This window comes from Agromyces sp. LHK192, from assembly GCF_004006235.1.
Lineage (GTDB): Bacteria > Actinomycetota > Actinomycetes > Actinomycetales > Microbacteriaceae > Agromyces.
Genome location: NZ_CP034753.1, coordinates 939,630 through 961,735, shown reverse-complemented (window position 1 = coordinate 961,735; position 22,106 = coordinate 939,630). Strand labels below are relative to the sequence as shown.

Sequence of the window (22,106 nt, the reverse complement as noted above, 5' to 3'; positions counted from 1 at the left end):
AACGATTCCAATCGAAAGGTCGACTTGAACGCGACGGTCCTATCTTGTTTCAGCGGTCTTGGGGGCCTAGATCTCGGACTAGAAGCGGCAGGATTTGAAACGGTTGGCTGCCTTGAGATCGACGCAGCGGCACGGGTCGCAATGGCACTCAATCGGCCCAGTTGGCAACTCTTGGAGCCATCGAATGTTGTCGCTGCTGGAAAAATATTGCGACCTTCTGATTTAGGGCTCGAGAAGGGTGATCTAACGCTCCTCGCTGGTGGGCCGCCATGCCAACCTTTCAGCAAAGCCGCCCAGTGGGCTGCACCAAAGCAGGGAGTACGGGACGAGCGCGGACAGACCACCGCGGGCATGCTCGATCTGATCGAGCATTTCCTGCCTCGTGCGGTATTGATCGAAAATGTGTCCGGCTACTTGAGTGGGCGGAATAATGCCGCTCCGCTTATTGAGCAGCGGTTCAAAGAGATCAACGCGACGCATGGGACGGCGTACAACCTAAGTTCGTGGGTTGTGAATGCTGCTGATTACGGCGTACCGCAGTACAGACGTCGTGCGGTTGTTATCGCGTTCAGAGATGGATCAGAGCTGCCAGGCACCCTCCCGACCACGCACGCGGACAAGCACGCCACAGCCTGGGATGCGATTGGCGGCGTAATGCCTTCGAATCCTCCGAAGGCGACGGGAAAGTACTCCGATCTGCTTCCGAGCATCCCCGAGGGTGGCAACTATCAGTATTTGACCGCGAGGGGCGCTGGCTCCGAGCACGAAGTCTTCGGCTACCGCACACGGTTCTGGTCGTTTCTCCTGAAACTCTCTAAGAGCCAGCCCGCATGGACCCTTCCTGCTTCGCCTGGCCCCTCAACGGGCCCCTTCCATTGGGAAAACCGTCCTTTGACCGGGACGGAACGGCTGCTCCTTCAAGGTTTTCCTGCCGAATGGAAGCTCACCGGCAACGAACGAGTCGATGCTCGACTCGCTGGCAACGCGACTCCCCCACCACTTGCTGAATCGATGGGCAGATTGATTCTCGCAATGCTCGAGGACCCCTCGCGCGTGCCACATGCTGACACTATCCGCCCGGTGCTCGCGGTACAGCAGCGGGACGCAGCCCCACCTCCACCCCATCCAGCAGCCCCCCTCCCGCTGCGATGGCGGGCGGTCGTAGGCTCAAAGGAGCCGCATCCCGGCCCAGGGCAGGGACCCGGCGGCCACGCTCCAACTGATTTCGAACCTACTGACTCGGAGGTACAAGTTGAAGCGACTTGAAGATCGGATCAATGTTGTTGAACTGGATCTCGACCCAGCAAACCCCCGATTGCCCGAGGAGGTGCAGCATTCAGGCCAAGCCGAGATTCTGACGTACCTATGGGAAAACGACGTGCTCGAAGAACTAATCGACTCCTACCTGACGAACGGGTACTTCGAGAGCGAACCACTCATTGCGCTACCTCCGGCCGACGGCAGGCGTGTCGTGGTCGAGGGCAACCGTCGGCTCGCGGCCCTCATGATCGTCCACCAGCTCGGCCCGGCGATCGAGGCCGGGATTGAACTGGATGGAGATCAGGTCCTCGACCAAGGCCGCCTCGCTGAGCTTGGGTTACTCGAGTTGCCCGTCGTCGAGGCAGAAGACCACGAAGACGTCGCTGCATTCCTCGGTTTCCGCCACATCAGCGGCATGAAGAAATGGAATGCCGAGGCGAAGGCTCGTTGGTTGTTCGAGCAAGTCCAGCAACGACGCCAGACAGCGTCAACGAGAGGCGTCTTCTACGACGTGGGCCGCCAAGTTGGAAGCAACGCCCGAGGCGTGCGCTCGTCCTACATTGCATACGCGGTGATTAGGTATGCGAGAGACATCCTTCACCTTGACAGCAGAGTTGTTGGTTACGTCTCTCGGGAGCGCTTCGGAGTCTGGCTTCGACTACTCGGAACCGCAAATGTGGCGGAGTACATCGGCTTGAGCGATAAGCCGACGATGGACGCAGACGAGATCGATTCCCAGATCGAGGCGCTTAAGGCCGATGAGCTTCTTGAAGTGCTTTCGGATCTCACTCCGCCTACAGCTGGCGGTCGACCTGTCCTTGGTGACTCGCGAGATGTCACCGACTACTCAGATGTACTCGGCAGCGAACCTGCACGGCTCACGATGCGGGAATTCGGCTCTTTGTCCCTAGCAACAGAGATCGCGAGGCAAGGCGAGCTGGCGCCTCGATTGCGACAGATGACCCGCGCCGTTGAACTCCTCACCCTCGATATCAAACGATACGTAGTGGGTGAGGATGAGCTACTTGCGGCAGAGGAACATGCGGCGGCCGCGCGCTCTCTCAAGGGAGCTATTGCCGCCGCGTCCGCTGAGGATGATGAATGACGGTCGGCACCAGTTCGCCAGCACTCGTCGAAGCAGATATCGACCGTTACGGGTCGGATGCGCGTGTAAGTGCGCTGGCAGACTACGTCGAACTTGCAGCGCTCTCAGGTTATCGAGTGACGCGGGCGCGATTGCAAGATCTGATCGTCGACAACGAGTGGGTCCGTCGCCCTACGCGCCGGTATCTGCTGCCAGACGACGTCGAAGATGATCCCGAATCTTGGGCCGATGCCGTCTTTTCAATGCTCAGCGAACGTGAGGCTGTTTTGGGAGACCTGTACCCATTCGTTGAGCAAGGACGCGCACTGAAGCTAAAGACTCCAGGATTCTCCAGGCTCGACTCGCCATACCTAGCGCTGCTCGCTATCACCGTGGTTCATGCATGGGAGCTTCCATGCGCCACGCCGGCAGAGTCGACCCTTGAATCAGTGGTCGCCAGCACACTCGGCCAGTTGGGCATTTCAGCCGTTGGAATCGGTGCAACAGACCGAGGCACCGGGTTCGTCGATGCCCTCGCGTTCGGTGGCGCAGCGCTCGCCTTGCGCCCGATGATCGATCCGCGCCCGCGGAGCAGGTCCGCTAAGGACGCCGGGGTCGACACGCTGGCGGGGGTAGTGTGGCGCGACTATCGTCCCGCTGGACACTGGCTCTTCATCGGTCAGGTCACCGTCGGAAAAAGCCAGAGTTGGCGTGAGAAGTTGAACCAGCCTGATGCACCCCGCTGGGCGAAGTTCTTGCAAGAACCACTCCACCCACAGGTCTTTCTCGCGATTCCGCATCATGCGCAGGACGATCACATCCGTGACTTGATGGCCGGCCAAAGAGGGATCATCATCGATCGCCTTCGGCTCGTCGGTAACAAGCCAGAAAACACTCCAGCAGAGCGCTCACTGATTGAAGCGATGCTTGACGCTAGTGTCACAGGCCCGTGACTTCGAAACGCATCAGCGCAGCATGGGTCGAACCTTCGATGTTGAGGACGTCTAGCCACCCACGAGCACGTCGACTGTCGTCCGAGCACTGATGTAGGCGACTGAGGCAAGCATCCGTACCGCCCACGACCGCGTCAAGTACCGGCTGTCCGTCAACGCGGCTGCCAAACTCAGGCAAGGGGTCGCGCGTTCAATTCGTCGCGCGTCGGCGGGTCGGCGCCAGGCCGAGCGACGGTGACAGCAGCTGCGCGTGCGCTTCGCTTCAGCAGAACCGAAAGCAACTCTGAGTCCCCCAGCGACTCGATACGGCGGAGCGCCACCGAGCCCAAGGCGCCCTCGTTGAGGAGACCGTCGATCAGAGCGGCCATGAAGGTGTCGCCGGCACCGACGGTGTCGACCACGTCGACCTTGATGGCCGGCACTCGGAGTTCGAAGCGCGGCACGACAGCGAGGCATCCGCTCGATCCCAGGGTCACCACCACCAGCGCCGGGCCTGACCGTGACCAGCGTCGCGCGACGTCGGCGATGTCCTCGCCCGGGTGGAGCCACGCGACATCCTCGTCGCTCGCCTTGATCACGTCAGCTCGCTCGATGAGGGACAGCACCCGGCGCCGCACCGCGTCGCGGTCGTCGATGAGGCTCGGGCGGATGTTCGGGTCGTAGGTGATGAGCGCCCGACCGCAGTGCCGATCGACGAGCTCGGCGACGGCGGTCGCACCCGGTTCGAGCGTCGCGGCGATAGAACCGATGTGCAGCGCATCCGCCGTCGTGACGTCCGAAGCCTCGATCCGCCAGTCGAGGTCGAACTCGTAGCTCGCAGCGCCCTGCGCGTCGAGGCGCGCCAACGCCGTCGAAGTTCGAGCAGCGGGAGTCCCCTGCACCGAGACATCCGAGGCCTCAAGCCACGCGCGCACCGCGCGGCCGTGAGGGTCGTCACCGATCGAGGTGAGCAGACGCGGGCTCCGCCCCAACCGCCCGAGCGCCAGGGCGACGTTGGCTGGGCTGCCGCCCGGTGACTCGTCGGTCGAGCCGTCGGCGCGGTGCACGACGTCGACGAGGGCCTCGCCTACAACGAGCACATCCGGCGTTGGCCGCGCGGGCGACGTGTGAGTCGTATCCATCAGTTCACACCGCCGATCTCGCGGATGGTGATGCCGCTGAAGGTCGCCGGCCCGCCATCCGAGTAGAGCGAGATGCCCGTGTCGCCCTCGGCGAAGTGCACCTGCTGCGAGAGGACGGTGTGGCCGGCGTTGACGAAGACCTCGACGCTCTGCGTGTCGACGAAGATGCGCAGGTGCACCGAGCGGGCGCCGGCGTCGATCGGGGCGGCGGCGCGGGTGTACGGCACGAGCGAGAATCCGCTGAGGTCCGACGGCCCGCGGTCGACGTAGAGGTCGGCGCCGTACTTGCCGATGTTCGTGTGGCGGGCGCCGTTCGCCGAACGTCCGACGGAGACGCCGACGTTCGTCGCGGCATCCCAGGCGATGTCGAGTTCGAGCTCGTAGGCGCGACCGGTGAAGGGCAGCACGACACTGCCGTTCACGGTCTGGTTCGGGATCGTCGTGGTTGCGGTGACGTAGTCGGCGAGCGCGTCGACCGGGGTGCTCAGCAGGCTGTACCAGCCGCCTCCCTGCCGCTCGAGTCGCAGCTCGCGCACGATCGAGTTCTGACCGTTGTATCCGTCGGATGCGTCGGTGGGCACGTCGCGGGCGGCGTACTTCCAATTGTTCATCCACGCGATCGCGAGGCGGCGCGTGGTGGGTGCGTCGATCGACGGCCACGTGACGGCGGCGTACCAGTCCCAACCCCAGTCGAGCCACTGCGGGGTGAGGCTATCCGCGATGAACGCCGAGCCGTTCCACGTGCCCATCCAGTAGGCGTAGGTCATCGGCATGCCCACGCCGTAGCCGTCCATGCTCGCGCCGAGCACCCAGTGCGAGGTGCCGTCGCCCGCCGTCATCTCGAACAGGTCCGGGCACTCGATGCCGCCGAGCGCGTGGTTCGGATAGTCGAAGTTGCTCTTCCACGCCCAGTCGACGAGGTTCGGTGAAGTGTAGAAGGCGGCGTACCGCGCACGACCGATGACGCAGACCCACTCGTTGCGAGCGGCATCCCAGTGGATCTTCGGGTCGCGGAACCACTCGGCGTTGTCGATCTCGGCCTGGGTCGTCGCGGTACGGCCATCCGTGTTCACGATGACGGGGTCGGGCAGCGCAGTTAACGTAAAGCCGCCGTCGGTCGACCGGTAGAGGTACTGCTCCTGGTACTTGCGGATGCCGTCGGTCGGCTGCGTTGCGAGCGCGATGACCGCGCCGGCGCCGAAGCCCGCGGTGTTCGCGGTGTCGACGACCGCCGATCCCGACCACACCGGGAAGTCGGGCTGCAACGGCATCACCGTGCCGTGATGCGTGAACGCGACGCCATCGCTCGTGGTGGCGTGGTCCCAGCCGCCGGGGCCGTTGTTCTGGTCGGAGTGCAGGTAGTAGAGCTGGTAGGCGCCGTTCGTCAGGACCGGCCGCTGCGGGTCGCAGAGCCAGCCCGTCGGCGGGGTCATGTGGTAGATCGCGCGCAACGAGGGCAGGGCTCGCGCGGCGAGGGGCGCCGCGGCGCTGCTCATCAAGAGAGCGAAGGCTCCTGCGCCGGCGCCCTGCAGCAGACTGCGTCGTGAGATCGGATGCATCATGATCGGTCCTTTTCCTATTCAGCGGGCACGACGGTGCGCCCGCCGGGTCGAACGGCGGTGGATGGTGCGATGGGTGAGTCAGCCGAGTGCGGCGGAGAGTGCCGGGCTGGCACGTCCTTCGGCGTCGTGCGGTTCTGCGACGGTCAGCGAGAACGGGCCGTGCAGCTCGGTCGCGAGCGTGGTCGCGACCGGGCCGGCGCCGAGCACGACGAGGTTCGAGATCGTCGCCTCGCCGTCGCACGCGAAGACCTCGAGGAGGGGGCCGTCGAGACTCATGAGCAGGCGCAGCGGGCGGTCGCCGTTGTCAGGCAACTCGACCGTGCTCGTCGCCGGAAAGTCTGGATGCACGGCCTCCATCGCCGCCCCGCGCCGCGTGACGCTGAGCACGTTCGACGAGGGGTCGTGCCTCAGCTCGACGAGCGCGTCAGCATAGCCGCGGAACTGCACCCGAAGCGTGCCCGTGCCAGCCGGATCCCACGCCAGCTCGACCAGCGAGTGCCCGCTCAACGTGAACTCGGCGGGCGAGGTCGCGCCGAAGACGGTCGATGGCACCGCGCCCGCGAGCATCTCCCCCACGAACCCCATCGGATGCTGCACGAGACGCACCTCTCCGTCAACGCTCCGCAACGACAACCGCCGTGGCAGTGACATCGCGCCTCGCCAGGGCGACGACGGGAAGGCGGCGGCGTAGCGCCAGTTGCTCATCCAGGCGAGCATGACGGCCTCGCCGCCGGGGGCGCTGTCGAAGGTGACGCCGGCGTAGAAGTCGCGACCGTGGTCGAGGCGCGTGAGCCCGGCGGCATCCGACCGGAACACAGCACCGTCGAAGGAACCGACGACGTAGTGCATCGACGAGCCGTCGGGGTCCGGGTCGTCGCCGACGGGGTTCGTGCTGAGCAGCAGCACCCAGCGCACGTCGTCGGGGTCGCCGTCGACCGCGAGGGGCACGAGGTCGGGGCACTCCCAGACGACGCCCGTCTCGCCGAGCGGGCCGAAGGTGCTGACGTGCTTCCACAAGCGCAGGTCGGGTGACGAGAAGAACAGCACCTGACGGTCGTCGGCCTCGACGGTGAGCATGACCCAGAGTGGTGCGCCATCGGCATCCGTGACCCTGATGACCTTCGGGTCGCGGAACGCGCTCGTGCCGCGGTCGACCACCGGGTTCTGCGGGTCGGAGTGCCACGTGTAGCCGCCGTCGCGACTCGTCGCCAGCGACTGCGCCTGATGGTCGTCGTCGTACGCGCTGGTGTAGAACGCGGTGAGCAACGAGGCATCCGTCTCACCATCGGCCGGCGTCGCCACCACCGACCCCGAGAACACCTGCTCCCCGTCGCGGTACCGCAGCGCCACCTCGTGCTCGGTCCAGTGCCGCAGGTCAGGGCTCGTCGCATGGCCCCAGCTCATGTTGCCCCAGTCGGTGCCCTCAGGGTTGTACTGGAAATACAGGTGCCAGAGGCCGCGGTCGTAGACGAGCCCATTGGGGTCGTTCATCCAGTTGCGCTCGGGGGTGAAGTGGAATCGGGGTCGCGGAACGTGGCCGTTCGTGTCTCGCACGTCGTCTCCAGGGGTGAAAAGTCGAGAAGAAGCCGTCAGATCGAGTGCCGCAGCACCGGCGGGCACGCCACGAGCAGCGGGCCCGTATCGGGTGCGCGGTCGAGTCCGAGCAGCAGTCGAACCCCGGCCACGCCGAGCTCGTAGTGCGGCAGCGCGACGGTCGAGAGCGTGGGGCGCAGGTGGGCTGCGATGACATCCTGGTTATCGAATCCCATCACCGCGACATCCTCGGGAATGCGCAGGCCGTGCTCGCGCAGGCCGTCGTAGAGGCCCATCGCCACCCGGTCGTTGTGGCAGAACACGGCCGTCGCCTTCGATTCGAGCACGGCGGATGTCGCGGCGTAGCCGCCCTCCTGCTCGGGCGCGGCAGGGAACACCAACGATTCGTCGAACTCGATACCGGCCGCGGCGAGCGCGGCGCGGTACCCCGCGAGACGTCCGGTCTGCGCGGGCGACGGCGTGGTCGTGTTGATGAACGCGATGCGGCGGTGGCCGGCGGCGAGCAGCTCCTCGGTGGCCGTGCGGCCGCCCTGCTCCTCATTGGGCACGACCGCGGGCAGGCCGTTGCCGTCGGCGAAGCAGTCGACGAGCACGGTGTCGGTCTGGTGCAGCGCCTCCGGCACCTCGATCTCGCGGTGGTACCAGGTCGAGTAGAGGATGCCGTGCACCTGGTGCTCGAGCATCATCGCGATGGCGTCGTTCTCGGCCGCGGCGTTGCCATCGGTGTTGGCGACGAGCAGCACGTAGCCGTGCTTCCACGCCTCGTCCTGCGCGCCGTGGATGATCTGGCCGGCGAACGGGGTCGTGGCGATCGCGTCGGCGACGAGGCCGATGAAGCGCGAGGTGCCCTGCGACAGCGTCTTCGCGAGCGCGTTCGGCCGGTAGCCGAGCGCGATCACCGCCTCCTGTACGCGGCGCCTGGCGTCATCGCCGATACGGGCCCCCGGCTTGTCGTTCACGACATGCGACACCGTGGCCACCGACACCCCCGCCGCCTTCGCGACGTCGCGCATGGTGACGGCAGCGCCGTTCCGGCCGTGCTCGGAGGTGCTCATCCCTTGGTCGCTCCACTCTCGAGTCCGTTGATCATCGCCTTGTTCAGCACGAGGAAGACCAGCAGCAGCGGCGTCACCGTCACGCACACCGCCGCGAACGTCGCGGTCCAGTCGGTGTTGCCCATCGCTCCGATGTAGTTTTGCAGGCCGAGCGGGATCGTCTTCAACCCATCGGAGAGCACGAACGTGTTCGCGAAGATGAAGTCGTTCCAGATGAAGATGCTGTTCACGAGCACGACCGTGATGATCGTGTTGGCCGACAGCGGGAACGTGATCTGGCCGAAGATGCGGTACGGACCCGCGCCGTCGATCGACGCGGCCTCGTACATCTCGCGCGGGATGTACTCGTAGAACGACGAGAACAGGTAGATCGACATGGGCAGTGAGAACGCCGCGAGCGGGATGATCATCGACAGGTGCGTGTCGAGCAGTCCGACCTGCGAGTAGTCGATGAAGAGGGGCACGAGCGCGATCTGCACGGGCACGATGATGCCGAGCAGGAACACCGCCTTGACGACCCCGCTGAACCGGAACCCGAGCACCTCGAGCGCGTACGCGGCCATCATGCCCGCGACCACGATGAGGACGCTCGCACCGAGCGTGACGATGAGGCTGTTCAGGATGTTCAGCCACAGGTTCCCGGTGTCGAACGCGCGGGCGTAGTTCTCGAGCGTCCACTCGCTCGGCAGTGCGAACGGGTTGCCGCCCGCGAAGTCCGACGCGGTGCGGAAACTCGTGATGAACAGCCACGCGAGCGGGTACACCTGCACGATCACGATCAGCACGATCGTCACCGTCAGGATGGTGCGCTGCACTCGGAGCTTCGGCGAGAGCGAGCGGACGCGTCGCCGTGCCGGCCCGCCCGACCGTGGCGGCTCGGGCTGCGACGGCACTGGGGCGGCCGGGGTGAGGACCGAGGCGGTCACGAGTCATCCCTTCGTCGGAGGAGCAGGAAGATCAGGCCGACGGCGATGAGGCACTCGACCACGATGAAGACCGAGATCGCGCTGGCGTAGCCGTAGTCGGTGTGCACGAACGCCGTCTTGTACATGTACGTCGTGAGCAGCTCCGACGACTGGCCCGGCCCGCCGTTGGTGAGCAGGTACGGGATGTCGAACCCGCGCAGGGCGAAGGTCGTCGCCATGATCGTGGTCGTGATCCACACGGGGCGGATGTACGGGAAGCGGATCCTCCAGAACACCTGCCACCACGAGGCGCCGTCGAGGCGGGCTGCCTCCTCGAGCTCCTTCGGCACCGCGATGAGCGCCGCGTACACGATGAGCATGTAGAGCCCGGTGAAGCGCCACCCCTCGGGGATCGAGACCGCGGCGAGCACGGTGTCCACGTCGGAGAGCCAGGCGTTCTGCAGGTTCTCGAGGCCGACCCAGGCGAGGAGCTGGTTCAGCAGGCCGACCGGCTCGAGCGAGTAGATGCGCTGGAAGAGGAACGCGATCGCGACCGTCGAGATGACGGCCGGCAGCAGGTAGACCGTCTTCACGAGCTCGCGCGCCCGGGGCAGCGCGGTGAGGAGCGCCGCGACGATCAGCGCCCCGCCGAGCTGGATCACGAGGCAGATGGCGAGGTAGCCGAGCGCGTTGCCGAACGCCGTCCAGAAGACGTCGTCACGCGTGAGCATCTTCACGTAGTTGTCGAACCCGACGAACGTCATGTCGGTGATGCCGTCCCAGCGGAACACACTGAGGACCAGCGACTGGATGATCGGCAGCAGCACGGCCACGCCGAACAGGAGGAGCGGTGGAACGAGGAAGACCAGCACCGACAGCTTCGACCGACGCGGCAGCATCGACGTCGACATCGGGCGGGCCCGCCGGGGCGGGCGCGGCTTCACCGCGCCTGCCCCGGTGGAGAGGGTCTCAGCCATCGAGGTTCTCCGTGAGGGTGGCATCCATCGTCTCGATGAACTCGTCGGGCGTGATGTCGCCCTGCACCAGCAGCGTGAGCTCCTGCTGGAGTCGCGTGTTCGTCGCAGGGTCGAGTTGCGTGTCCCACGGCATCGCGATCTTCGGGCCGACCTCGTTCGCCTGTGCGACGGCGCGCGGGTACAGCTCGGTCGCGTTGTCGGGAATGGTGGTCTCGACGTCGGAGGTCGGCGACAGCGCACCGGTCGCGGCGTAGACCGCGGGGTAGCGCTCGAGCGCGAACGCCAGGAAGTCGCGCACGAGCGGGTCGTACGTCTTGGCGTTCACGGCCATGCCGATGCCCGACGGCGTCACGTACTCATGGTCTTCGGTGACCGCGCCGTCGATGGTCGGCAGGGTGAAGTAGTCGACCGAGTCCCGTACGCCGGCGTCGAGCGTGTCGGTGGCGAGGTTGCCGAGCTCCCACGTGCCGATGTTGTAGACCGCGGCCTTGCCCGAGGTGAAGAGCGCCTGTGCGTCGGCGTAGCCCGTCGACGAGAAGCCTTGCTGGAAGCATCCGGCCTGGCCGAGCGAGTACAGCCACTCGGCGGCGGCCCTGCCGGCCGGGTCGGCGAACGACGCGTCGCCGGTCTTCAGCTGCTGCACGTACTCCGGGCCTGCCATGCGGAACGGGTAGTACGCCATGTACCGCTCGAGCGGCCACTGGTCCTGGCCGTCGAGCGCGATCGGCGTGACGCCGTTCGCGCGCAGCGCTTCGCACATCGCGGGGAAGTCGTCGAGCGTTGCCGGAACCTCGACGCCCGCCTCGGCGAGCAGGTCCGTGTTGTACCAGAAGAACTCGAGCTGGAACTCGAACGGCACCATGTACAGCGAGCCGTCGTCGAAGCGCTGGTAGTTGAGGGCAGCCTCGCGGTAGGTGTCCGAGAGGTCGAGGTCGTCGAGCAGCGCGTCGACGTCCATCATCTGACCCTTCTTCGCCAGCTTCTGCGCGAAGGGCGTGGCATCCGTGTCGAAGAGCTCCGGCAGCTTGTTCGCCGCGGCCAGGGTTTCGTACTTCTGGATGTACGACGGGCGGTCGGGGGTCGTGACGAGGTTGAGCGAGAAACCGGGGTGCTCGTCGGCGTACTCGTCGGCGATCTGCTGCATCGCCGTGATCACCCCTCCGTCGGCCGGGCGCGAGAGCAGCCAGGAGATCTCGCGGGGCACGATCTCGCCCTCGGGGTCGACGTCGGTCGGGTCGGCGCCGCCTGCGGCTCCGCCCGAGCATCCCGTGAGCACGAGTGCGGCTGCGGCGGCCGTGGCGGCGGCTGCGAGGAAGCCTCGCCTGCGCGTCGGAGTGGACATGGGCTGAATCTCCTTTGATCGAACTGCAGGGGTGGTGCGTGTGCGGTGGTGCGGTTGCGTGGTGATTGCTAGGTGGTGATGGAGGTCATGAGATCGTCGGCGTCGAGTGCGTCGACGGCGATGGCGGATGTCTCGGTTTCGTCGCGTGCCGACAGCGTGAACTCGTCGACCGTGACGCTGCCTTCGCCGACGAACGCACCGACGCGGCCACTGACGCGGTCGTACAGCCTCGTGCTCAGCACGGTGGCGTCATCGAGAGTCGCGACGCAGAGATCGCCGTCGACGATCACGTCGAGCTCGTGCACCCCGGCATCGAGGCGGCAGGGCCGCTCGAGCTCGACCGCGAACGGCACGTCGCCCGAGATCTGCCACTGCTCGGTGCCGGTCGACCGTCGCGGCCACCGGTCGAACACGAGGCGACCGCGTTTCGGCTCGAGCCTGAGCGCATATCCCTCGTCGCCGTCGGCACTGGCACGGAGCAGCACGCCGACCTCGGTCGTGCCGTCTGCGATGTCGAAGCGCGCCCGGAGGCGGAACGACGACGGTGCGTCTTCGGCGCTCAGGGTGTCGCGGTACCCGTCAGGGGCGGAGAGCACAGTGCCCGCGGCGATCGGGTCGCTCGGCTCGGTGAAGAGCTCGCGGAACTCGACCGCCGGATGGAAGGCGAGTGTTCCGTCCTCGCGCTGCTCGGCCTCGAGTACCGACATCGTGCCGGCCCACTGCCAGGCACCATCGTCGCTCCCGGCTTCGCGCGATGCGATCCAGCCGAAGAACAGACGGCGGCCGTCGCGCTCGGCCGACTTCGCCGCGTAGAACGCGCGGCCGTCGAGGGAATCGAACTCGGGCGTGATCCACGGTCCCCGCAGGCTGCGCGACATCCGGTACCGGGTGGTGAACGTGTCGCTGAACTCGGAGTAGACGAGGTACCACCAGTCGCCGATGCGGAAGACCTCGGGGCATTCGTGCGCGAGGTAGCGGCGCGGGTCCCAGAACGGTTCGGAAGCTGCCCAGTTCGTGAGGTCGGTCGACGTGCACTGCGCGATGACGCCGCGGCGACGCGCAGGACCGGCGGCGTGGCGGGCGGTGATCAGCATGCGCCAGAGCTGCGCCTCGTCATCCCAGAAGACGTACGGGTCACGCCAGTCTGCGGTCTCGTATCCGGCGGTCGCGCCGAACGTGTCGGCCGGATGCCGCTGCCACGACGCCATGCCGTCAGTGCTGGTCGCGTGCATGACGAGCTGCAGCGGCAGGCCGTCGGCTCCGGTGTTGAGCGGGTTCTGACCGGTGTAGAACGCGTGGTGCACGCCGTCGGCGACCACGATGCTGCCCGTGTAGATGTTGAAGTCGTCGGCCGCAGGGCCACCCGAGGCGATGGCCTCGCCGGCATCCGTGAAGTCGACCAGGTTCGAGGTGACCACCCGGCGCCAGGGCATGCCTTCTTTCGGAGTCGAGCGGGTCTCGTGCAGGTAGAAGAGGTGGAACACCCCGTCCTCCTGCCACGGGATCACGTCGCCGATCCACGCGCCGTCCGGCTGGTACAACCCTCGCTGGTCCATCGTCACCTCAATTGGTTAATCGGTTACGCAGGACCATACCCGACGATTTCGCGTTGGTCAAACGGTTAATCACCGCGAGGCACCAGCCACCCTCACGGGTCACTCCGCCGACGCCGACCGGTGGCCGCGGCAAGGGCGCGCGCGTAGATTGGCGGCGAGCGAGGGGGCTTGCGTGAGCATCAGCCGTGTTTCGACCGTTTCAGACACCCGACGCAGGGTGATGGGCCCGGGCCGTCGTCGACGCCGATCCGCAGTCGTCCTCGCCGTCGCACTCTCGTCGAGCCTCGCCCTCAGCATGGCGCCGCAGGTCGCAGGAGCCGCCCCGCCCACGCTTTCGACCAGCGTCGTGCAGGAGGGGTTGAGCATCCCGTGGGACGTCGCCTTCCTGCCGAACGGCCACATGCTCGTCACCGAGCGGGCCGGACGGGTGCGCGTCTATGCGAGCGGCTCCCCCGGCGCCGCGCTGATCCGGACGGTCACCATCCCGTCGGTGCGCGCGGAGGGCGAAGCCGGATTGATGGGCATCGCCGTCGACGTCGATTTCGCCGCGAACCCCTACGTCTACGTGTGCGGCTCGCGGCAGTACTCAGGCAGCGGCGGATGGAGGAACCAGCTCCTGAGGTACCAGGTCCTCGCCGACGGCAGTTGGGGTGCCGAGACGGTGCTGCTGGGCGGCATGCTGGCCAACACCATCCACAACGGCTGCGCCGTCGAGATGGACCGGTCCAGGAAGCTCTGGGTCGGCATGGGCGATGCGAACACCACGTCCCTCGCGCAGGACCGGAACAGCCTGAACGGCAAGATCCTGCGCCTGAATGCCGACGGCAGCGTTCCCGCCGACAATCCCGTCATCGCCGGCACGCGGAACGTGGTCTACTCGATGGGCCACCGGAACCCCCAGGGCATCGCCATCCGTGCCGGGACCGACCAGGTCTTCGCCGTCGAGCACGGCCCCAGCGTGAACGACGAGATCAATCGCATCGACGCGGGCGGCAACTACGGGTGGCCCTGCAACACCGGCGCTGCGACCGGCCCGTGCGGCTCCTCACCTTCGACGATCGGGGCGATCTGGGCGTCCGGCGGCTCGACGATCGCGACATCCGGTGCCGCCTTCGTCGGCGGCACGCAGTGGGCGGATCACACCGGCGACCTCTTCGTGGGCACGCTCAAGGAATCCGACGTCCGCCGGTTCACGATCAGCGGCGACGGCACGAACGTGAGCGGCAGCCAGGTCTTCTTCGACACCGCCTGGGGACGGATCCGCGCCTCGACGCTCGGACCGGGCGGGCAGTTGTACCTCACCACCTCGAACGGCAGCAACGACCGGGTGATCCGCGTTCGACCCGCCGCGACATCGGTCACCCGGGTGGCCGGCGCCGACCGTTACGCCACCGCGGCGTCGCTGAGTCGGAGCGCCTACCCCTCCGGCGTCACCGACGTGGTGATCGCCACGGGATCGGACTTTCCCGACGCCCTGGCCGGGAGCGCGGTCGCCGGCATGCGCGGTATGCCGATCCTCCTCGCCGGCGCGAACACCCTGCCCGCCGAGACGGCGGCCGAACTCGACCGCCTCAACCCCCAGCGCATCTGGGTGCTGGGCGACACGAACGTGATCGGCGAGACGGTGCGAACCGCTGCGGCCCAATACGCGTCAACGGGGCAGGCCACGCGCGTGGCGGGAACCGACCGCTTCGAAACCGCGGCCGCGATCAGCAACCGCTGGTACGCGCCCGGCGTCCAAGCCGTCTTCATCGCGGTCGGGACCGGGTTCGCCGACGCGCTCGCGGCGGCTCCGGCAGCCGCGCGGATCGACTCCCCGCTGCTCCTCGTACATGGCGACGCCATCCCCGCCGCGACCGCCGTCGAATTGCGACGCCTGCAGCCGCAGGGCATCTACGTGCTGGGCGGACCCGTCACGATCAGCCCGACGGTCGCGTCGCAATTGGACGCCTACACCGGCGGACAGGTCGTCCGGCTGGCCGGCGCGGATCGATTCGCGACGGCCGAGGCGATCAGTCGCCGGTTCTGGGACAAGGCACCGGCCGCGTACGTCGCGAGCGGCAGCAACTTCCCCGACGCACTCGCCGGGAGCGCGATCGCCGGCACCCGAGACCTGCCGATGCTGCTCTCCCCATCCGGCGACGTCTCGTTGTTCACGGGGCAGGACCTCCTGCGGCTCTCGCCGACTCAGGCGATCATGCTCGGCGGGCCGCCGACGCTGACGACCACGGTGGAAGCGCAGTTGCGGAGGCTCCTCGCCGCGCCGTAGTCCGCACATGCCGGGCAGGGATCGTCACCCCTCCACGAGCGGATGCCCCACGACCTCGGCGAGCGCGTGCCCGATGTGGACGGCGGGCTCGGTGCACTCGCCGGTCGTCCGCCCGTCGGGCAGCACCTCCGACCCCTCGGGGCACTCCCCCGACTTGATGTCGCTGTCGGTCATGACGATGAGCGTGGTGCCCGATTCGAGGTGGTGCTGCAGCACGGTGTTGAAGCCGGGCATGGTGCCGTCGTGGCCGTACCATCCGAGCGCCAGTCCGAGGCCGAGGCCGTAGGCGCGGGCGGGAGTCTGCGGGGCATCCACGCCTTCGCCTGCGTAGACGGGGATGCTGAAGTCGAACGAGTCGATGCGCTGTTGCTGCCACTCGGGCGCGAGCAGGCCGTCGCCGGTCGCGATCGCCTCGCTCCAGGTCAGCAGGTCGTCGCGGTCGGAGATGATGGAGCCCGCCGTCCACCCCCACGACGGGTTCCAGTCGGTCGTCTCGACGGGCACGCCGTCGGTGACGCCCTGCAGGGTGAACCCGCGGGCGTGCGGCTCGGGGAACGAGGCATCCGTCGGGAAGATCGTGCCGTCGAGCGCCATCGGGCCGATGATCTGCTCCTCGAACACGTCCTCGATCGGCTGCCCCGTGACCTGTTCGATGACCAACCCGAGCAGGATGGTGTTGGTGTTCGAGTAGAACGTCTTGGTGCCGGGTGCGAACATCGGCTCCTGTCCGCGCACGATGTCGACGAGCTCCTCGGGCGTCCAGACGTGGTTCGGGTTGGTGAACAGCTCCTGCTCGAATGCCGGGTCGAACGTGTACGACGGGATGCCGCTGCGCATCGCGCCGAGCTCGAACAGTGTGGCGTCGCCGTTCGGCATGCCCGGCACGTACTGCTCGATCGGATCGTCGAGCGAGAGCTCGCCGCGCTCGGCCAGCTGCAACAGCGCCGTGACGGTGTACGTCTTGGTGACGCTGCCGACGCGATGGTTGAGGTCGGCCGTCTGCGGCACGGATCCGTCCCAGTCGGTGAAGCCGACGGTCGCGGCCCACGTACCCTCGGGCGTCCGGACCGCCATCACGGCACCGGGAGAACTGACGCCCTCGAACGCCTCGGATGCCGCAGCCGCGAGCTGCTCGCCGAGTTCGGCGCCGAGGCCGTCTTCGACGACGGTGAGCGCACCATCGGATGCCTCGGCCGTCGCGGTGCCCGTCGGCGACGGGTCGTCGGCCGGCCCGGCGCACCCGGTCGCGGCGACGACGACGAGCCCGCCGAGCGTCAGGGTGAGCAGGGCGGTGCGGATGGTGCTCGGCATGTCGGTCCCCCATCGATCAAGCCCGGGCTGCCCTCACTCTAGTGGGACGACACTCTCCGGATAGGTCGTCGGTCGGGGGAACGCCGGGTGTCCACCCCCTTCACGCGATCTCGATGAACTGGAAGCCTGTGCCGGAGCGGCATCCGCTCATCGACGAGTTCCGGAGGAACCCATGACCGTACGGAAGACCTATCCGTCACTGCGCACCGCCGACCTCGCGACGGCCGAGGTCTGGTACACCAAGCTGCTGGGACGGGGCCCCGACCATCGACCGATGGCGACGCTGGTGCAGTGGGAGCTCTCCGACGGCGGCGGCGTGATGCTGTTCGCGAGCGAGGAGTTCGCGGCGAACGGCGCCCTGTTCGTCTACGTCGACGACCTGGATGCCGAGCGTCGCAGGCTCGCCGAGGCGCGCATCGAGATCGGCGAAGACCTACTGGGCGACTACTCCACGCTCGCGCAGGTGCGCGACCCCGACGGCAACCTCGTCACGCTGGCGAGCCCGCCGGTCCGGCCGTTCCCGCCGGCCTGAGACCCGAGCGCCGATCCGCTTCGTGCTACGCCGCGCGGCAGCTGACGCACTCCTCCTCCACAGGTGCGTCGCGGGCGAGTTGTCCACATATAAATCCCAGATCAATGCTGGTTTATGGGCGCGACCGGATGTCGGTGGGTCGGGGCATGATCGAAGCATGAGAGGGACACCCGCAGCGCACGAGCCGGTCGTGGCCGAGCCGGTCGCTGTCGAGCCGGTCGGGCACGAGTCGGATGCGCAGAGGTCGGAAGCGCTCGAGCCGGTTCCGCACGGGCCGGTTGCGCCCGGCGCGGGGCTCGACCCGGTCTCGCGAGCCGCGGGTGACGCACTGCTCTCCCTCGAGCGCGACATCGCCGCGCTGCGCGAGACGTGGATCGACGCCATGCCCGCCTGGGGCGCCGTCAGCGGTTCGGCGCAAGTCGAGGTCGAGCAGATGAGCGACACCGGGCTCGTGCGGGTCGTCGATGTGCTCGCCCGGGTCCGGCGCGTCGCCGAGGGGATGCTCGCGCGCGTCGCCGCCGAGGTCGCGAAGCGTTCCGGGCCTGAGTTCGGAGAGATCGGGCTGGCGAAGGCGAACGGCTTCCACAATCCGTCCCGGCTGATCGCGGCATCGACCGGAGCATCCCGTGCCGACGCGATGCGGCTGCTCGCCGTCGGCACCGCCGCCGCCGGGCGCCGCAAGTTCACCGGCGAGTACCTCCCGTCGAGGCATCCGCACGTCGCGGCCGCAGTCGACCAGGCGGCGATCAGCATCGAGGCGGCGGCCGCGATCGTGTCGATGCTCGAACGGGCATCTGCGCGCGCCGATGCGAGCCGCATCGATGTCGTGGAGACCGCACTCGTGGGCCTCGCGAGCCGAGTGCCGCTCGAAACACTGATGCGAGGCGTCCGCGAGGCCGAGGCGCGACTCGATCCCGACGGCGTCGAACCCCGCGAAGACCTGCTGCGCATGGATCGATCTCTGACGATTCGCGAAGACGGCAACGGCATGGTGCACCTGCGCGCCCGCCTCGATCCGGAGAGCGCGGCGCCGGTCAAGGCGGCGATCGAGTCGCTCGTGACCGATGCGCTGCGCCGGCGGGAGCACGCCGGTGCCGCCACGGCGGACCACGACGCGACCGGCACCGGCACCGGCACCGGCACGGCCGGCACCGCGAGCAGAATCGGTGCGCCCGGAGCCGTCGTCGACGACCGGCGGACGATCCCGCAGTTGCAGGCTGACGCGCTCGCCGCGCTGGCCCGCCATGCCCTCGGGTGCACCCAGACCGCCACGCCGCTCGCGAAGACGACGGTCGTGGTGCGCGTCGATCTCGACGACCTCGTCAGCGGGCTCGGGCAGGCGTCGATCGACGGCATCGACCAGCCGATCTCGGCCGCCACCGCCCGGCGCATGGCCGCAGACGCCGAGTTCATCCCCGCCGTGTTCGGCGGCACGAGCCTCCCGCTCGACCTCGGGCGTGCCGCCAGGCTGTTCACCAAGGGCCAGCGACTCGCCCTCGGCGAGCGCGACGGCGGATGCGCCTCGTGCGGGCAGAACATCGCCTACGTCGAGGCCCACCACATCGACTGGTGGGAGCGTGACACCGGCCCGACCGACCTGGCGAACGGCGTCCTGTTGTGCAGCTTCTGCCACCACATGGTGCACCGCGACGGATGGGAGATCCATGCGAGCCCGAACGAGGTGTGGTTCATCCCTCCCCCGCACATCGACCCGGCACAGGTTCCGAGACTCGGCGGTCGCGCACGCTTCACGATGCCGAGGACGCAGGCGGCGTGACACGTGCCGTCGCGCCCGCGAGCCCGCGGCATCCGCCCTCAGACGAGCATGTCCATCGCCACCTCGACCAGGACGAAGACCCCGAACGCGAGCAGCAGCGCGCCGCAGACCGCCTCGAGCACGGCCCGCGGCTTCGGCTGCAGCAGGTGGGTGCGCGCCCACCCGGCCAGGATCGAGACGACGCTGAGCCAGATGATGCCCCACGCGGCGTGGATGCCGCCCAGCAGGAGACCGAGCCACACCGTGAGGCTCTGGCCGATGAACAACCCCGGCATGACCGAGAGGTAGAACACGCCGATCTTCGGGTTCAGGAGGTTCGTGGTCAAGCCGGTCGTGAAGGTCCGCAACCGCGCCGCCGGCGATGCCGGGCGCCGGCGCTCGACATCCGAACCGGCATCCGCATCCGTCGCCCCCGCATCGAGCCCCTCGGATCGCGACGCGCTTCCCCACATCTGCACAGCGGCGACGAACGTGCGCACCGCGAGGTATCCGAGGTACAGGCCTCCGCCGATCGCGATGACGTTGTACGCGAGCGGGAACCGCACCAGCAGCAGCGCCACGCCGAGCCCGGCGAGCCCGGCCCACACGACGACGCCGCAGACGATGCCGAACGCCGCGACCACCCCCGCGCGCCAACCGTCGCGGAGGCTGGAGCGGATCACGAACACCGTGTCCGATCCGGGCGCCAGCGTCATCGCCAGAGCGAGCCACGTGAATGCGATGATGCCGGCGCTCGGGTCGGAGGTCATTCGGTCATGCTGGCAGTGCGCGACCGGTCGACCCCGCGGAAAGACGGACACGACCGCGCGAGATCACGCCAAGCACGTGTTCGCCCCCTGTTCCTCGGGCCGCGCGATCAGCCCCGGGCCGATCGTCCGGAGGCCTGGATTAATACGCATATAGGTGCGTATACTCGCGGCATGCCACGACGACGGCCGGGAGTACTCCTCCCCATCGAGCTCGCGATCCTCGACGCGGGGCTCACGATCCAGCCGCGCGAGGGGTCGTTCTTCGGCTTCGCGCTCGCGCGCACGCTCGCCGAGACGCAGGGCTCCGAACTCCTCGCTCACGGCACGTTGTACCGGGCGCTGAACCGAATGGATGCCGCGGGATTGCTCGAATCCGAGTGGGAGGCGCCGGAGTTGGCCGAGGCCGATGGGCGGCCGCGCCGGCGACTGTACCGGGTGACCGGAGTCGGCGAGGCCGCGTTTCGACAGGCGGTCCGCGCCGGGCAGCGAGGCGCCGTGACCGGGGAGGCGCTCGCATGACCTCCCCGGGCGCACGCAGGCCCGCCCCGGGCGCGCGCACGCCCGCTCGCGCCGACCGCGCCGTCGAGCGCGCAGCGCGCGCGACGCTCCGCTGGTCGCTGCGGTACACCGACGGTCTCGACCCGCTCGTCGCGTCCGACCGACGGCAGGAGATCCTCTCCGACCTGCACGAGCACGCGGCCTGGGCGAACGAGACCGGCATCAGCTCGCGGACGGCCGCCCGATCGATCCGAAGCCGGATGCTGCGCGGCATCCCCGCCGACATCGGCTGGCGCCGTGCGCAGCTGACCGGCCGGGAGAGCCCCGCCCGGTCGAATCTCTTCCCGATCGAGGGCCTGATGCTCGCAGCCGTCGCACTCGTCGGCGTCGTGCAGATCGCCGTCGGCGGGTTCGTCGCGTTCCGGCAGGTCCGCGCCCTGCTGATCGGCGATATCGGCTGGGTTCCGACCTCCGCCGCATTCACCATCGCACTCGGCGCGATCGCCGTCGCCGCGACCGCGGTGCTCGCTCACCGGCGATGGCGAGCGTGGGGCGCCCCGGTGCTCGCCCTGACCGGATTCCTGATCTTCGCGCAGAGCATCGAGACCCTGTGGTTCCTCAGCGCGAGCGCCCTCGTGGTGATCAATCGCCTGACGTGGTGGGAGCCGGCAGCCTATGCGGTCGGCCTCGGAGTCGCGACGCTGTGCCTGGCAGCGACGGCGCAATGGGCCGATGGCAGACGCTCCGACGCGAGCGCGACGATCGGAGAGGCATCCCGATGAACGCCGAGTTCGACATGCAGGGCCTCCTCGACGACGAGCAGCGGCGCGAGGAGGAGAATCGCGGGCAGCGGCGCACCCGGCGCCATCGCCTCACGCTCGTGGCGGGCGTCGTGGGAGCCGTCGTGGTCCTCGGAACCGGCGGGGTGCTGACCGCGGCCGCGGTCTCCACACTCACCGAAGACCCCGCGATTGCCACGACGGCCGCCACTGTCGACCTCCCGGCGCCGACAAGCCAGGCGGCGACAAGCCAGGCGCCGACGCCGTCCGCCGTTCCGACGCCCGCGCCCGCGGCGGAAGGAGCCATCCCGCCGACCGCGGCACCGGCGGAGGCATCCGATACTCCCCTGGCGGGATCCGAGCAGCCCGCACCCGGCGGCATCGGCACCATCCTCGGATACACCGTGTACGACGAGACCTCCGACCTCGACCTGATCCCCCGCCCCACGCCCGAGTTCGCCGAGGAGTGGCAACTCGACCACGAGACGTCCCTGATGCAGTCACACCTGGACGCGGTCTGCATGGCCGAGAAGGGCTTCAAGGCGGCATACGTGCTCATGTGGCAGACCTGGGAGGCGGAGGAGCCGGGGCGCGCCATGCAGGTGCTCGACGAACTCGACGCGCTCAACGGGTCCCGGGACCCGGCCTGGATGGAGGCGATGTACGGCCCCGACGACCAACCGCTCGGCGAGGACTACGACTGGCGGCAGGCCGGATGCCACGGGGCATCTGTGCACGCCACCGGCATGGACGACGCCAACTGACCGACGCCGAGTGACCGACGCCCCCCGAACTGGAGCGCGACACCACTCGCGCCGCCGC

19 protein-coding genes are annotated in these 22,106 nt (G+C 68.1%); 9 read left to right on the top strand and 10 right to left on the bottom strand.

Features of this window, described 5'->3' with window-relative positions; all coding sequences use genetic code 11:
* The first annotated feature begins 24 nt into the window (after nt 1-24).
* From ELQ40_RS04300 to ELQ40_RS04290, 3 genes are read left to right on the top strand one after another with little or no spacing between them, the layout of a single operon-like run.
* Nucleotides 25-1,266, top strand: coding sequence for a DNA cytosine methyltransferase (locus ELQ40_RS04300; protein WP_127792577.1), 1,242 nt, complete (start codon nt 25-27; stop codon nt 1,264-1,266).
* Complete coding sequence (locus ELQ40_RS04295) at nt 1,253-2,365, top strand: hypothetical protein (protein WP_127792576.1); 1,113 nt, start codon at nt 1,253-1,255, stop codon at nt 2,363-2,365. The genes ELQ40_RS04300 and ELQ40_RS04295 overlap by 14 nt, the downstream gene beginning before the upstream one ends.
* Nucleotides 2,362-3,297, top strand: coding sequence for a hypothetical protein (locus ELQ40_RS04290; RefSeq protein ID WP_127792575.1), 936 nt, complete (start codon nt 2,362-2,364; stop codon nt 3,295-3,297). The genes ELQ40_RS04295 and ELQ40_RS04290 overlap by 4 nt, the downstream gene beginning before the upstream one ends.
* Nucleotides 3,298-3,467: 170 nt before the next feature.
* Here the strand turns inward: ELQ40_RS04290 and ELQ40_RS04285 are convergent, their stop codons facing one another.
* The 8 genes from ELQ40_RS04285 to ELQ40_RS04250 all read right to left on the bottom strand — a co-directional run bounded on the left by ELQ40_RS04285 (nt 3,468) and on the right by ELQ40_RS04250 (nt 13,369).
* Nucleotides 3,468-4,418: a carbohydrate kinase gene (locus ELQ40_RS04285; protein WP_127792574.1), complete on the bottom strand. Its 951-nt coding sequence runs from the start codon at nt 4,416-4,418 to the stop codon at nt 3,468-3,470.
* Nucleotides 4,418-5,980, bottom strand: a complete 1,563-nt coding sequence (locus ELQ40_RS04280) for a glycoside hydrolase family 32 protein (protein ID WP_127792573.1) — start codon at nt 5,978-5,980, stop codon at nt 4,418-4,420. The genes ELQ40_RS04285 and ELQ40_RS04280 overlap by 1 nt, the downstream gene beginning before the upstream one ends.
* A 78-nt stretch (nt 5,981-6,058) precedes the next feature.
* The gene (locus ELQ40_RS04275; protein WP_127792572.1) at nt 6,059-7,534 is read right to left on the bottom strand and encodes a glycoside hydrolase family 32 protein; all 1,476 of its coding nucleotides are present in this window, start codon (nt 7,532-7,534) and stop codon (nt 6,059-6,061) included.
* Between the two features lie 35 nt (nt 7,535-7,569).
* Nucleotides 7,570-8,589, bottom strand: a complete 1,020-nt coding sequence (locus ELQ40_RS04270) for a LacI family DNA-binding transcriptional regulator (RefSeq protein WP_127792571.1) — start codon at nt 8,587-8,589, stop codon at nt 7,570-7,572.
* Entirely contained in the window at nt 8,586-9,515 is a 930-nt protein-coding gene (locus ELQ40_RS04265) for a carbohydrate ABC transporter permease (protein ID WP_240665932.1), read from the bottom strand. Before ELQ40_RS04265 ends, ELQ40_RS04270 begins: the two co-directional genes overlap by 4 nt.
* Nucleotides 9,512-10,393 (bottom strand): carbohydrate ABC transporter permease, encoded by an 882-nt coding sequence (locus ELQ40_RS04260; protein ID WP_127795121.1) that lies wholly within the window; start codon nt 10,391-10,393, stop codon nt 9,512-9,514. The genes ELQ40_RS04265 and ELQ40_RS04260 overlap by 4 nt, the downstream gene beginning before the upstream one ends.
* 70 nt (nt 10,394-10,463) lie before the next feature.
* A complete protein-coding gene (locus tag ELQ40_RS04255) occupies nt 10,464-11,813 on the bottom strand; it encodes an ABC transporter substrate-binding protein (RefSeq protein ID WP_127792570.1) in 1,350 nt (449 codons plus the stop codon).
* Nucleotides 11,814-11,881: 68 nt separating this feature from the next.
* The gene (locus tag ELQ40_RS04250; protein WP_127795120.1) at nt 11,882-13,369 is read right to left on the bottom strand and encodes a glycoside hydrolase family 32 protein; all 1,488 of its coding nucleotides are present in this window, start codon (nt 13,367-13,369) and stop codon (nt 11,882-11,884) included.
* A gap of 172 nt (nt 13,370-13,541) precedes the next feature.
* Here ELQ40_RS04250 and ELQ40_RS04245 point away from each other — a divergent pair, with 172 nt between their 5' ends.
* Nucleotides 13,542-15,638, top strand: a complete 2,097-nt coding sequence (locus ELQ40_RS04245; protein WP_127792569.1) for a PQQ-dependent sugar dehydrogenase — start codon at nt 13,542-13,544, stop codon at nt 15,636-15,638.
* Nucleotides 15,639-15,662: 24 nt separating this feature from the next.
* Here the strand turns inward: ELQ40_RS04245 and ELQ40_RS04240 are convergent, their stop codons facing one another.
* Nucleotides 15,663-16,949, bottom strand: coding sequence for a serine hydrolase (locus ELQ40_RS04240; protein WP_127792568.1), 1,287 nt, complete (start codon nt 16,947-16,949; stop codon nt 15,663-15,665).
* A 172-nt stretch (nt 16,950-17,121) separates the two neighbouring features.
* Here ELQ40_RS04240 and ELQ40_RS04235 point away from each other — a divergent pair, with 172 nt between their 5' ends.
* The gene (locus ELQ40_RS04235) at nt 17,122-17,481 is read left to right on the top strand and encodes a VOC family protein (protein ID WP_127792567.1); all 360 of its coding nucleotides are present in this window, start codon (nt 17,122-17,124) and stop codon (nt 17,479-17,481) included.
* 22 nt (nt 17,482-17,503) lie between these two features.
* A complete protein-coding gene (locus ELQ40_RS04230; RefSeq protein WP_127792566.1) occupies nt 17,504-19,258 on the top strand; it encodes an HNH endonuclease signature motif containing protein in 1,755 nt (584 codons plus the stop codon).
* 38 nt (nt 19,259-19,296) lie between these two features.
* Here the strand turns inward: ELQ40_RS04230 and ELQ40_RS04225 are convergent, their stop codons facing one another.
* Nucleotides 19,297-20,007, bottom strand: coding sequence for a LysE family translocator (locus ELQ40_RS04225; RefSeq protein ID WP_127792565.1), 711 nt, complete (start codon nt 20,005-20,007; stop codon nt 19,297-19,299).
* A gap of 171 nt (nt 20,008-20,178) precedes the next feature.
* On the opposite strand from ELQ40_RS04225, the gene ELQ40_RS04220 reads away from it, so the two are divergent.
* From ELQ40_RS04220 to ELQ40_RS04210, 3 genes are read left to right on the top strand one after another with little or no spacing between them, the layout of a single operon-like run.
* Nucleotides 20,179-20,526 (top strand): PadR family transcriptional regulator, encoded by a 348-nt coding sequence (locus ELQ40_RS04220; protein WP_164863466.1) that lies wholly within the window; start codon nt 20,179-20,181, stop codon nt 20,524-20,526.
* Nucleotides 20,523-21,287, top strand: coding sequence for a hypothetical protein (locus ELQ40_RS04215; RefSeq protein WP_127792563.1), 765 nt, complete (start codon nt 20,523-20,525; stop codon nt 21,285-21,287). The genes ELQ40_RS04220 and ELQ40_RS04215 overlap by 4 nt, the downstream gene beginning before the upstream one ends.
* Nucleotides 21,284-22,048 carry a hypothetical protein gene (locus ELQ40_RS04210; RefSeq protein ID WP_127792562.1) on the top strand — a complete coding sequence of 255 codons (765 nt, stop codon included), beginning with the start codon at nt 21,284-21,286 and terminating at the stop codon, nt 22,046-22,048. Before ELQ40_RS04215 ends, ELQ40_RS04210 begins: the two co-directional genes overlap by 4 nt.
* Nucleotides 22,049-22,106: the final 58 nt, after the last annotated feature.